This window comes from Comamonas sp. JUb58 (assembly GCF_004364775.1).
In the GTDB taxonomy this organism is placed as follows: Bacteria; Pseudomonadota; Gammaproteobacteria; order Burkholderiales; family Burkholderiaceae_C; genus Comamonas.
In genome coordinates, this window is the sequence record NZ_SOAL01000018.1 from 88,634 (window position 1) to 100,802 (window position 12,169).

General features: G+C 65.2%; 9 protein-coding genes. 7 read left to right on the top strand and 2 right to left on the bottom strand.

Features of this window, described 5'->3' with window-relative positions; genetic code table 11:
* Window positions 1–41: 41 nt before the first annotated feature.
* From EDF71_RS18820 to EDF71_RS18830, 3 genes are all read left to right on the top strand, one after another.
* On the top strand, window positions 42–1,289 hold the full coding sequence (locus EDF71_RS18820; protein WP_133858089.1) for an NAD(P)/FAD-dependent oxidoreductase: 1,248 nt from the start codon (window positions 42–44) through the stop codon (window positions 1,287–1,289).
* Between the two features lie 239 nt (window positions 1,290–1,528).
* Complete coding sequence (gene rpsU, locus EDF71_RS18825) at window positions 1,529–1,741, top strand: 30S ribosomal protein S21 (RefSeq protein WP_007833691.1); 213 nt, start codon at window positions 1,529–1,531, stop codon at window positions 1,739–1,741.
* A gap of 151 nt (window positions 1,742–1,892) precedes the next feature.
* Window positions 1,893–2,339, top strand: a complete 447-nt coding sequence (locus tag EDF71_RS18830; protein ID WP_133858090.1) for a GatB/YqeY domain-containing protein — start codon at window positions 1,893–1,895, stop codon at window positions 2,337–2,339.
* Between the two features lie 116 nt (window positions 2,340–2,455).
* On the opposite strand, the gene EDF71_RS18835 is transcribed toward EDF71_RS18830, so the two are convergent.
* Window positions 2,456–5,854, bottom strand: a complete 3,399-nt coding sequence (locus EDF71_RS18835; protein WP_133858091.1) for an isopeptide-forming domain-containing fimbrial protein — start codon at window positions 5,852–5,854, stop codon at window positions 2,456–2,458.
* 435 nt (window positions 5,855–6,289) lie between these two features.
* On the opposite strand from EDF71_RS18835, the gene EDF71_RS18840 reads away from it, so the two are divergent.
* Together EDF71_RS18840 and EDF71_RS18845 are read left to right on the top strand one after the other, a co-directional pair.
* Complete coding sequence (locus tag EDF71_RS18840) at window positions 6,290–7,537, top strand: CaiB/BaiF CoA-transferase family protein (RefSeq protein WP_133858092.1); 1,248 nt, start codon at window positions 6,290–6,292, stop codon at window positions 7,535–7,537.
* 243 nt (window positions 7,538–7,780) lie between these two features.
* Window positions 7,781–8,515 (top strand): SIMPL domain-containing protein, encoded by a 735-nt coding sequence (locus tag EDF71_RS18845; RefSeq protein ID WP_133858093.1) that lies wholly within the window; start codon window positions 7,781–7,783, stop codon window positions 8,513–8,515.
* Between the two features lie 115 nt (window positions 8,516–8,630).
* On the opposite strand, the gene EDF71_RS18850 is transcribed toward EDF71_RS18845, so the two are convergent.
* Complete coding sequence (locus EDF71_RS18850; RefSeq protein ID WP_243854361.1) at window positions 8,631–9,542, bottom strand: DMT family transporter; 912 nt, start codon at window positions 9,540–9,542, stop codon at window positions 8,631–8,633.
* Window positions 9,543–9,754: 212 nt separating this feature from the next.
* On the opposite strand from EDF71_RS18850, the gene EDF71_RS18855 reads away from it, so the two are divergent.
* Both EDF71_RS18855 and EDF71_RS18860 read left to right on the top strand, forming a co-directional pair.
* Window positions 9,755–10,837 carry a tartrate dehydrogenase gene (locus EDF71_RS18855; protein WP_021027641.1) on the top strand — a complete coding sequence of 361 codons (1,083 nt, stop codon included), beginning with the start codon at window positions 9,755–9,757 and terminating at the stop codon, window positions 10,835–10,837.
* The gene (locus tag EDF71_RS18860) at window positions 10,818–12,098 is read left to right on the top strand and encodes a PQQ-dependent sugar dehydrogenase (RefSeq protein ID WP_208301090.1); all 1,281 of its coding nucleotides are present in this window, start codon (window positions 10,818–10,820) and stop codon (window positions 12,096–12,098) included. Before EDF71_RS18855 ends, EDF71_RS18860 begins: the two co-directional genes overlap by 20 nt.
* The last annotated feature ends 71 nt before the right edge of the window (window positions 12,099–12,169 follow it).

Sequence of the window (12,169 nt, forward strand, 5' to 3'; positions counted from 1 at the left end):
GCAGGCACTCCACGCGGGGCCCGCCCATTCTCCGAATCCGCATGTCTTCTCCCGCTCCCACTCACCTGTTTGATACCGTCATCATTGGCGCAGGCGCAGCCGGCCTGTTTTGTGCGGCGCAGGCCGGCCAGCGCGGGCTCAAGGTGCTGCTGATCGACCATGCGGCCAAGGTGGCGGAGAAGATCCGCATCTCGGGCGGTGGGCGCAGCAACTTCACCAACCGCGATCTGGATGTGCGCCAGCCCCATAAGCATTTTGTCGGCCAGAACCCGCAGTTCTGCCGCTCGGCGCTGTCGCGCTTTGGGCCGGCCGATTTTGTGGCGCTGGTCGACAAGCACGGCATCGCCTACCACGAGAAGCACAAGGGCCAGCTGTTTGCCGACCACTCCGCCGAAGACATCATCGCGATGCTGATGGCCGAGTGCCGCGCAGGCCAGGTGACCCACTGGCAACCCTGCGCCGTCAGCGCTGTCAAGGCGCTGGATGCCGATGCGCAAGGCAACCGATTCCAGGTCAGCACCGCCCAGGGCACGGTACATTGCCGCCACCTGGTGGTCGCCACTGGCGGCCTGTCCATCCCCAAGATTGGCGCTACCGACCTGGGCTACCGCCTGGCCCAGCAGTTTGGGCTGGCGCTGGTGCCGCGTGTGCCAGGCCTGGTGCCGATGACCTTTGATGGCAGCGCCTGGGCGCCCTATGCACAGCTGGCGGGCCTGGCCTTGCCGGTGGTGATTGGCACCGGCAGCAAGAAAACCCGCATGACGTTCAACGAAGACCTGCTGTTCACGCACCGGGGCTTGTCGGGGCCGGCGATCCTGCAGATCTCCAGCTACTGGACGCCCGGCACGCCTATCGACATCAATCTGGTGCCCGAGGTGGATGTGGCCGAGCAGCTGCTGGCGGCCAAGCAGCGCTCGCGCAAGCTGATTGCCAATGAGCTGGCCAGCCTCGTGCCCTCGCGCCTGGCCGATGCCTGGGTGGCGCAGGATGCCGATTGGCAGCGCCCCATCGCCGAGGCCAGCGACAAGGCCTTGCTGCGCCTGGCCGAGCGCCTGACGCGCTGGGAGCTGACCCCCACTGGCACCGAAGGCTATAAAAAGGCCGAGGTTACCGTGGGCGGTGTGGACACCAAGGAGCTGTCGCAGCAGACGATGGAAGCCAAGCAGGTGCCGGGCCTCTACTGCATCGGCGAGGTGGTGGACATCACCGGCTGGCTGGGCGGCTACAACTTTCAATGGGCCTGGGCCAGTGCAGCGGCCTGCGCAGCGGGCATGGCAGAAAGCCAGTAGCAGCACGCCAGCAGCAGGGCGCGAACGGAGCATCAGAACAACAGTTCAGGCCCTGCATTCCGCTGCCAAGCGGCAGCCCTATTGCCGTTTGATGAAAAACTGGTTATAATCCCACCTCTTTGCTGGCAAAGCCCTGTCTGCCAATACTAGTCAATATGACAGGGCAAAACCGCCATTCAAGGCTTTGGGGCGCGATCTTCCCCAAAACCCGCTGTTGGTACCAATGGAAACATTAGCTAATGACGACTATCCGTGTAAAAGAAAACGAACCCTTTGACGTTGCGCTGCGCCGCTTCAAGCGCACCATCGAAAAGCTGGGCCTGCTGACCGACCTGCGCGCTCGCGAGTTCTACGAAAAGCCAACCGCTGAGCGTAAGCGCAAGAAGGCTGCTGCCGTGAAGCGCCACTACAAGCGCGTTCGCAGCATGCAACTGCCCAAGAAGCTGTACTGATCGCAGCTCTCACAGGCCTGACGCAATTTGCCCAGGCTGTGACACCACCCGCGCTCGGGACGCCAGGCGCGGGTTTTTTGTTTTCTGGCCATCGCCAGATTTTTCAGGCAGACCGCTGCTTGCTCGGACGGCCTGCCAACAGGAGCATGTTATGAGCTTGAAAGCACAAATCACCGAAGACATGAAGACAGCGATGCGCGCCAAGGACTCCGAACGTCTGGGCACCATCCGCTTGCTGCAAGCTGCGATGAAGCAGAAGGAAGTGGACGAGCGCGTCGAACTCGACGACGCGATGGTGATCGCCATCGTCGACAAGATGATCAAGCAGCGCAAGGACAGCATTGCCGCGTTTGAAACTGCGGGCCGCCAGGACCTGGCCGACAAGGAAAAGTCGGAGATCGAAGTCATCAAGGCCTACCTGCCACAGCGCATGTCCGCCGAAGAAGTGACCGCCGCCGTCCAGGCCATCGTGGCTGAACTGGGTGCCTCCGGCCCCGGCGACATGGGCAAAGTCATGGGCGCCGTCAAGACCCTGCTGGCCGGCAAGGCCGAGATGGGCCAAGTCTCTGCCGCCGTGAAGGCCGCACTGGCACCCTGATCGCATCAATGCACGCCAAGGGGCGCTAGCGCTCCTTGAGCTGACCTAAAAAAACCACTGCAGCAGCAAGCTACAGTGGTTTTTTTGTGGGCGCGCGGCGCTCAGGGGCGGCTGGGCTACCGCGTTCTACGCAAGCCCAGTGCCGCACATCCAGCCAGCAGCAAGGACAGCAGCAACTGCCCCGCCGGCGATACCGTGGGCACCGCGACTGGCTTAGGCGACGGTGTCGGATCTGGATCGGGCGCCGGCGGGTCCACATCAATACCGTTGCGATAGACCTCGTCTTCATCCTCACTGCTGCAAGGCGCCTCCAGGCTGCACTGGGCGGCATTGGTCACCCGGGCCAGGTTGCGCACGCGCGCAGGTGCGGTGGCGGCGATCTTGGCCAGCACGGTATAGCTAATGGATTCAGCACCCGACAGCGTCACCCCCGTGCAACCCGAAGGGCTGCACACCCCGGCGGCGCTGTTGGCACCCACCTCGGTTGCGCTGATCTCCGTCACCACCATGCCGCTGGGCACATCGTCCCACTGCAATTGCACGGGCATGCCGCCTTGGTTGCGCAGCGTCACCACATAGCGGGTGCTACCGCCTTCCAGCACTTGGTCCACGCCATTGCTTTTGTGCAGGCTGATATGGGCAGCGGCCAGCACCTCGGTGCGCGCCTGGGCACAGCTTTCGGCAGGCAGGCAAGCAGCGCCGGGTACGGGCGGCTCGCTGCCACCCAGCGGGTCAATCGCCGCATGGTTGCTGATGCTGCCTGCTACCGCTGGCGCCATCGTATGCAAGGTATAGGCCGCGCTGGCACCTTGCTCCAGCGCGGTATCCAGCACCAGCTCGCACCGCAAAGGCTCACCCTCGCAGACCACCGACGCTACGCCAGCGCCAGGCGTTGCGCCCGTCAGGCGCATGCCCTCGGGCAAGGCCTCGGCCACCGTCAGCGACTGCCCGGCCGCCACGGCGGTCTGGCCGCTGTTGCCAATGTGGAACTGGTAGTCCAGCGCCTGGCCCACCTCGACCGTTGCAGCCGCCGTCTTGCGCAGGGTCAGCTGCACGGGCGTGCGCAGCGGGTCGGTATCGGTCGCGCTGCAGTCTGCTGCGGCAGCGCAGTGGGCGCCCGTCAAGCTGGCCGTGTTGCTGACCGTGGCGTCGGCACGGCCGTCCACCAAGGCCGTGACCCGCGCTTGCACCTGGTAGCTGACGCTGGCGTTGGCGGCAACGGTGATGCCGCTGCAGCCCATGGGCGCCTGCAGGCTGCAACTGCCGGCATCGCTGGGGGCGGTAGCTGCCACTGGCGTGATGGCCTCGATCTCCATGCCCTCGGGGCTGTCCAGCCAGGCCAGGCCGCTGGCGGGCATGCCGCCGCTGTTGCTGATGGTGACGGTATAGCTGCTGCGTGCACCTTCAGTCAGTGCATCCACGCCATTGCTTTTGCGGATGCTGAGGGCAGCGGGCAGCACGATGGCATCGCGGTCTTCGGCGCTGCAGCTGTTGCCGCCGCTGCAAGCAGCACCAGTCAGCGCTACGGCATTGCGGGCGTTGTCGGCGCCGACCTCACCGGTGACAGTCGCCTGCACCGCATACACAATCGATTCACCCGCCGCCACGGCGATATCCGAGCAACCTGCGACGGTGCACAGGCCCGCATCGCTGTTGGCACCCACGGTAGAGGCACTGATGCGGTCAATGCGCAGGCCCACGGGGCTCTCCGCCCAACGCAGGCCCGCAGCGGCGCTGCCACCGGTATTGCGCAACACCACCTGGTAGACCGTGCTGCCGCCCTGGGCCAGCACATCCACGCCATTGCTCTTGCTGATGTGCATATTGGCAGCAGATACCACCAGGTCGGTGTCGGTACTGGCGCAGCCGGCCAGCAACTCGCTGCTGCAGGTGCCGCCTTGCACCACGGCCTTGTTGCTGACCGATGCGCCTGCGGCGGTGCCCGCATTGAGCTTGGCGCTCACGATGTAGACGATGGATTGACCGGCCGCCAGCGTGATGCCTGTGCAGCCCTTGCTGCTACAGGTCCCCGCCACACTGCCAGCACCCACGCTGCTGGCAACAATGCCGCTGACCGTCAGGCCGCTGGGTGTGTCCGTCCAACTGAGATTCTCGAACGCGGTCGCCGCGCTGTTGCTCAAGCTCACCTTGTAGCTGGTCTCGGCACCCACGGTCAGACGGTCCAGCCCATTGGTCTTGACGATGCTGACCGAGTCGGCCGCGACGATCAAATCCGTATCCGTGCTGCTGCAGCTGGCAGGGCTGCCGTTGCTGCAATTGGCGCCATCTACCACGGCCGTGTTCGATGCCATGCTGCCCGCCTCGCCGATCACCTCGGCCTCGACCTGGTAGGCCACCGATGCACCCGGTGCCAGGCGCAGACCCGTGCAGCCGCTGCCATCGCAGACGCCGGCATCGCTGCCCGCGCCCACGGCACCCGCTTCAATGCCCCGCACGCGCAGGCCTTGCGGCTGGTCCAGCCAGGAGACATCGCTGGCCAAGGAGCCACCGGTATTGGTCACCGTGACGGTGTAGACCGTGCGGCCACCCTGGATGATCGCGGCCACCCCATTGCTCTTTTGCACGCTCAAGGCGGCGGGGGTGCTGACGGCTTCCTGGTTGTAGGCGACAAAGGCGATGTCGGAGTCGCCACTCAAGGCTTGTACAAAGCCTGCGACCCGCCCCATGTTCTCCGGCGTGATGCCAAAGTCTCTGAAGTGGTAGGCGATCATGCGCAAGTCCCGGCTGCCATCACCGACGGAGGACTTGGTGTGGTTGGGGTTCCAGAACTGCCAGTTCTGCCGGGCGACGACCGGCACAGCGCTCAGCGCGATGCTGAGGCTTTTGCCCACCACGGCGCCCGTGTCGTCGATGAAGTAAAAGGAGTCGGTCTTGCTCGATGGCTGGCCCACCTGGGTGACCAGCACATCGGGCACATCATCGGTCGTGGATTCGGGGTTGCCCACGCTCGCGCTGAAGCGCAGCGAGCTCGCCGGGATATTGAACAAGGCCGTGCTGAGATCCAGGCCATGCACGCCATCAGACAGGTAGTCGGCCCGCTTCATGGACGAATCGTAGCTGGCGCTTTGGGCAATGGCATTGAGCCCGCCGGCCGCTGGCAGCGAATTGGCATTGGGTGTGAAGGCCTGGAACACCGCCGGCTGGAAAGCGCCGCTCAGCACCGCATCATTGACCCCGGTCGAGTAGCGCACGCCCCCTGCCGTGAACGCCAGCAAATCGTTATGGCCATTGGCGGCCGCCACGCTGGCTGCATTGCTGGTGTTGGCGGTCCAGCTGTTGCTGTTGAAGCTGCCCCATACCGCAGTCACATTGTCTGCCGCATGGACCGATGCCCAGCCCGCCAGACAACACAGCCCCACCAAGCCACGCACCCACTTGGCATCGGCTGCCACCCCATTCACTGAACCCATCGCACCTTGACCGTTCTTGTTGAAAACACCGGCACCGACATGCCAAGGCCCCGATGCCTGTGCAGCATCAGGGCCTGTGTTCATCAGTTGAAATTTAGAAAAATATATTAACTTAATCAATTATCAAAACCAAGCCTTCGATTCCATGTATTCACGTTGGTTAACAAAGAGTGAAATGGGACGAAGGCCAAACCTTGACACAAATCAAGAAATTTCAATTCGTTAGATTTGTATCCTAACATTACAGAAAATTCAGACCCAGGCAGCGGTATATCGCGCCTACCAGGTCGACCTTGGGCCCATGGCTTGCGCACACGTCGCTATCACTGCCATCTGCTTTTGAGGCCACTTTCTGCACTGGAGGGACAGCCTGTGCCGCTTGCGACCTGGCGGATGTGGTACACACGGCGTAGTCCTGTTTTACCTACCCGGCTGGCAGCCGCAGCGCCACCTGCTGCGAGACCTACCGAGCCCTGCGCTCGCCCCGCTGCCCGCCGACGCTTTCTGCCTTTCCGAGCCATGCACCACACCGACGACTCCGCGCCGCCCACAACCCCTCCCACCACCTCCGCCACCCCTTCGAACCTGCCGCTGGCCGGCCTGCGCGTGGTCGAGTTCAGCCACATGGTGATGGGTCCAACCTGCGGCCTGGTGCTTGCCGATCTGGGGGCCGAGGTCATCAAGGTGGAACCGGTTGAGGGCGACCGCACGCGCCACCTGCTGGGCGCTGGCGCTGGCTTTTTTCCGATGTTCAACCGCAACAAGAAAAGCGTGGCCATCGACCTGCGCCAGGCCTCGGGGCTGGAGGCGGCGATCCGGTTGGCCAGCACGGCCGACATCGTGGTGCAGAACTTCAAGCCGGGCGTGATGCGCAAGTACGGGCTCGACTACCGCGCGCTGTCGCAGCTCAACCCGCGCCTGATCTATGTGAACCACACCGGCTTTCTGCCCGGGCCCTACGAGCACCGCACCGCGCTGGATGAGGTGGTGCAGATGATGGGTGGCCTGGCCTATATGACCGGGCGCCCCGGCGATCCGCTGCGCGCAGGCACCAGCGTCAACGACATCATGGGTGGCATGTTCGGTGCCATTGGTGCGATGGCAGCGCTGATGCAGCGCGCACAGACAGGCAAGGGCCAAGAGATTGATTCGGCGCTGTTCGAGAACAATGTGTTCCTGGTCGGCCAGCACATGATGCAGTTCGCGGTGACGGGCGAGGCGGCCGAGCCCATGCCCAACCGCATCTCGGCCTGGTCGGTGTATGACGTGTTCACCGTGCAGGATGGCGCCCAGATCTTTCTGGCCGCTGTGAGCGATGCGCAATGGGCCACCATGTGCAGCGCCTTTGGCTGGGGCGATCTGCTGGCCAACCCGGGCTACAGTAGCAACAACGACCGCGTGCGCCTGCGCCCCCAGCTGCTGCCCGAGCTGCGCCAGCGCTTTGCGACGATGAGCGCCGCGCACATTGGCCAGATCTTCGAAGCCAATGGCCTGCCCTATGCCCCCATCAGCAAGCCCGAAGAGCTGCTGGATGACCCGCACCTGCTGGCCAGCGGTGGCCTGGCCCCCGTGCGCCTGAGCGATGGCGAGCGTGCGGGGCAGACAGCCCCCACCACCTTGCTACCGCTGCGCATGGCCGGTGAGCGCCTGGGCGTGCGCATGGACCCACCCCAGCTGGGCCAGCACACGCAGGAGCTGCTGCGCAGCCTGGGCTATGGCGATGACAGCATTGCCGCCTTGCGGGACAGCCAGGCGATTGCAGGCTAAACGCGCAAATGTGAATATCGATGAACCAGGCCGATTGCGGCAGCCTGTCCTACAAGACCACCGCCTGCCGCCACCTACGCTGTGGCTCTTTGTCGCGGCACTTGCGGATAAGCTTGGCCATCCGATGAGGCTGGCTGGCGCTGCTGAAACTTGCAGCCCGCTTGGCACTCCAAGCCCGGTGACCTGGGCACCCGCCCTTTTGGCGGGAGGCCCTCCGCGACTGTTTTGAAGAAGGAGAATCTGATGAAAAAAATGCGCATGCTGGCAACCGCCGCCCTGATCGCTGCCACCCCTTTTGTAGCTTCCACCGCCATGGCCCAAAACCCTGTTCCCGCCGCTGCCAACATCGACAAACGCCCCAGCCTGAACCTAGATGCCGAAGCGACCACCCGCGTGCCGGAAGACACGGCCTGGGCCCAGTTCAGCGTCGAGAAGGAATCCAAGGACCAGGCCCAGGCCCAGCAGCTGGGCAAGACGGCATTGGCCGATGTGCTGGCTACCGCCAAGAAGTCCTCGACCTTGCAGGTCACGACCGAGAACCTGTTCACCAGCCCCGTCTACAACAAGGATGGCAAGGTGACCAGCTGGCGCACCCAGTTCAATGTGCAGCTGGAGTCGACCGACACCGCCGCACTGGGCCAGACGATGGCCGCGCTGATGGACAAGGCACGCCTGACCGGCTCGGGCTTCCGCCTGTCCGATGCGGCGCGCAACAAGGCGCAGGATCAGCTGATCGCCGAAGCGGTCAAGAACTTCAACGCCAAGGCCAAGGTCACCGCCAATGCCATGGGTTATGCCCAGTACGAGTACGACACCATCCACCTGAACCAGAGCGGCACCAGCCAGCCCATGCCGCGCATGAACCGCGGTGTGGCCATGATGAGCAAGATGGAAGACAGCAGCGCCCCCGTGGGCCTGGAGCCGGGCTACACCACGGTGTCGGTCAGCATGTCGGGCGCCGTGCGTTTGATCAAGTAAGCCGCGCTTATTGAAGGCTGGTGGCCCAGCGAACCAGCGCTGAGCCACCCCAGAGCCAGGGAATGCCTTGCATCCCCTGGCTTTTTTACGCCCATGCTCTGGGCTGTCGCCCGGCTCAGCTCAGCCGCGCCAGAATCAGCACCACGCCGGCGACCGTGAGCAAGGCGCCGGCCATCGCGCCCAGGGTGGGCGGTACCTTGGTCTTCCACCACAGCAGCGGCAGCAGCAGGATGGGCGAGACAGAGGACAGCATGCCCACCAGGCCGGCGCTGCCGTACTTGAGGGCGGCGAGGATCAGGGTCATGCCCATGGCCATCGACAAAAAGGCGCTGCCCGCCAGCAATTGCCAGTCGCGCGGCTCCATCACGGCGGTCAGGCGTGCCGGCTTCCAGCCCACCAGCAGCAGCACCGCATGAAAGCCAAAGCCGGCGGCCATGCGCACGGCCGACGCGGCCACCGGGTCCACATCGGGGCCCATCACCGGCTTGACCACCAAGGTGCCCAGCGCCTGGCCCAAGGCGGCGACCAGCCCCAGGCTCACGCCCACGGCCAGCCGGCCGCGCGTGGCCTCCAGGCTCGATTCGCTGCCAGCGCGCTTGCCAAAGGCAATGGCGCACATCACGCCGCTCAGCACCAGCGCGCAGCCCAGCATGGCCACCGCGCCCATGCGCTCGCCCAAAAAGAGCGCCGCCAACACGGCCGACATCATCGAATGGGTGGCAAACAAAATGCCCGATCGGCGCGGGCCCAGCCGGTTCATACAGGCAAACAGCACCGTATCGCCAATGAAGATACCGATAAAGCCCGACAGCACCAGCACGCTCACCAGGGCCAGGTTCAGGCTGCCCCAGGTGCCTGCCACGGTGGCCCAGCCACCCAGCATCACGGTGGCAAACACCATGCGCCAGCGGGTGAAGGCAAAGGCACCCATCTTGCGCGCCACCGGGGCGGAAAACAGCGCGGCCAGCGCCCAGCAGGCGGCGGCCAATACGGCCAGGGATTCAGGGGGAAAAGGAAAAGGCGACACGGCAGGCGGCAAAATGAGGCGCCAGCGGTGCAAGCTGTCTCGCACCATGCTGCGCAGCTGCTCCAACAGCGCTAGGATGCCCATCCAGACACCCCAGCCCCGGCACCCAGGTGCAAGGACGAGCGATTGTAGAGCCCAGCCATGGCCTTTGCGAGCGCTGCCAGTCACCCGGGCGGCCACCACCACCTTTTGACCAGACATTCAGGACCAGCATGAGCAAGAAACTACGTATCGCGGTATTGGCGGGCGACGGCATTGGCAAGGAAGTGATGCCCGAAGGCATCCGCGTGCTGGAGGCCGCCGCCAAGCGCTTTGACCTGCCGCTGGAGATGCAGCATTTTGACTGGGCGCATTGCGACTACTTTGCCGCCCACGGCCAGATGATGCCCGACGACTGGAAGGCACAGTTGCAAGGCTTTGACGCCATCCTGTTCGGCGCCGTCGGCTGGCCCGCCACCGTGCCCGACCATGTCTCGCTCTGGGGCTCGCTGCTCAAGTTCCGCCGCGAGTTCGACCAGTACATCAACCTGCGCCCGGTGCGCCTGTTTGAGGGCGTGCCCTGCCCACTGGCCGGCCGCAAGCCGGGCGATATCGACTACTACGTGGTGCGCGAGAACACCGAGGGCGAATACACCGCGCTGGGCGGCATCATGTTCGAAGGCACGGACCGCGAAATGGTGCTGCAAGAGGCCGTGTTCACCCGCAAGGGCGCCGACCGCCTGCTCAAGTTCGCCTTTGACCTGGCCCAAAGCCGCAGCAAAAAGCATGTGACCCTGGCCACCAAGTCCAACGGCATTGCAATCAGCATGCCCTGGTGGGACAAATGTGCCGAAGCCATGGCCAAAAACTACCCCGACGTGGTGCTGGACAAGCAGCATATCGACATCCTGACCGCCCGCTTTGTGCTGCAGCCTGGCCGCTTCGATGTGGTCGCCGCGACCAACCTGTTTGGCGACATCCTGAGCGACCTGGGCCCGGCCACCACCGGCACCATCGGCCTGGCACCGTCGGCCAACCTGAACCCCGAGCGCAACTTCCCCTCGCTGTTCGAGCCGGTGCATGGCTCGGCGCCCGACATCTATGGCCAGAACATTGCCAACCCGATCGCGATGATCTGGTCGGTGGCGCTGATGCTGGACTTCCTGGGCAACGGCCAGGGTGCCTGGCGCAGCGCCCACGATGCCATCGTCGATGCCATCAGCCAGACCATTCTGAGCGGCCCGCGCACGCCCGACCTGGGCGGCCAGGCCAAGACCCCAGACGTGGGCAAGGCCATTGCACAAGTGCTGGCCTGAGCGCCGGGCACCCCAGGCGGCGTTGGCTGCGCTGGCCAGCGCCCTGCTGGCCTGGGCGCCGGTGGCGCATGCCCGGGGCTATACGCCCCAGGGCCGCTGCGGCGGCTATGAAAAAGTCAGCATTGGCAGCCCGGCCGGCACCTGCGTGGCCCTGGTGGCCGATGAGCGCGATGGCCTGCGCGCGCCCCGCCGGGTGCTGGAGATCAGCCCCGGGCGCCTGTGGATCATCGACATGGGCAGCTGGATGCCGCGCCAGGGCCGGCTGCTGGAGCTGAGCCTGCCAGCGCCCTCAGCCGCTGCCACCCAACGCCCCCAGGTCAAGGTGCTGGCCGACAAGCTCGACCGCCCGCTCGCACTGCTGCGCGGGCCCGATGCGCAGATCTACATCGGCGAGGCCGGCCGCATCTGGCGCACACCGGTGCCCACCATCGGCCAGCCTATCCAGCCCCAGACCCTGCTCGACCAGCTGCCCGATGACGGCGCCCACCCGCTCAAGGAAATCAGCTTTGGGCCCGATGGCAGCCTCTACGTCAACATCGGCTCGGCCAGTGACCGCTGCCAGGACGCGCAAGGCGCGCTGCCCCATCCCTGCCCCGAGCGCGGGGCGACGCAGTTCCGGGGCGCGGTATGGCGTGCGGTACTGCGCAGCCCCACAGCCGCAGGCCAGCCCGCGCAAGCGCCGGTGCAGCAGTTCGCGCCCTTTGCGCTGGGCCTGCGCAATTCCGTGGCGCTGGCCACACTGCCCGATGGCCCCGCCAAGGGCAGCCTCTGGCAGGCTGAGAACAACATTGACTACCGCGACAAGAACGAGCCGCCCGAAGAGCTCAACGAGCTGCTGGAAGGCGCCGACTACGGCTGGCCCTACTGCATAGGCGCACAGCGCCCGGCGCGCGGCTATGAGCAGCGCGCACGCTGCGCTGCCACCAAGGCGCCGCATATGCTCTGGCCCGCCCATACGGCGCCGCTGCACCTGCTGGCCACCACGCAGACCAGCCCCTTCCAGGGCCAGTTGCTGGCCGCCTGGCATGGGCCGCAAGGCCACCGCGTGGTGGGCTTTGCGCGCCAAAAGGATGGCAAACCGGGCGGCAAACCGATCGAATGGCTGGGCCACTGGACGGCAGATGGCAAGACCCGGCCACTGGGCCGCCCTACCGGCCTGGCCCTGAACGATGCCGGCCAGCTGATGGTGGTGGAAGACTACAACCGCACACTGTTAATGCTGCTGCCCGATACGGCCAGCGCCCCCGACACGCAGCGCTGACCGGCGCGCTGGCCCACCTGCCACCAGCGCGACATCCAGCCGCACGCCCCGCTTGCCGTTCCTGCGCCCCG

Bases quoted from the DNA above. Each gene is read 5' to 3' on its own strand.
- EDF71_RS18820 (WP_133858089.1), top strand. From the start codon at position 42: ATGTCTTCTCCCGCTCCCACTCACCTGTTTGATACCGTCATCATTGGC.
- rpsU (WP_007833691.1), top strand. From the start codon at position 1,529: ATGACGACTATCCGTGTAAAAGAAAACGAACCCTTTGACGTTGCGCTG.
- EDF71_RS18830 (WP_133858090.1), top strand. From the start codon at position 1,893: ATGAGCTTGAAAGCACAAATCACCGAAGACATGAAGACAGCGATGCGC.
- EDF71_RS18835 (WP_133858091.1), bottom strand. From the start codon at position 5,854: ATGAACACAGGCCCTGATGCTGCACAGGCATCGGGGCCTTGGCATGTC.
- EDF71_RS18840 (WP_133858092.1), top strand. From the start codon at position 6,290: ATGCACCACACCGACGACTCCGCGCCGCCCACAACCCCTCCCACCACC.
- EDF71_RS18845 (WP_133858093.1), top strand. From the start codon at position 7,781: ATGAAAAAAATGCGCATGCTGGCAACCGCCGCCCTGATCGCTGCCACC.
- EDF71_RS18855 (WP_021027641.1), top strand. From the start codon at position 9,755: ATGAGCAAGAAACTACGTATCGCGGTATTGGCGGGCGACGGCATTGGC.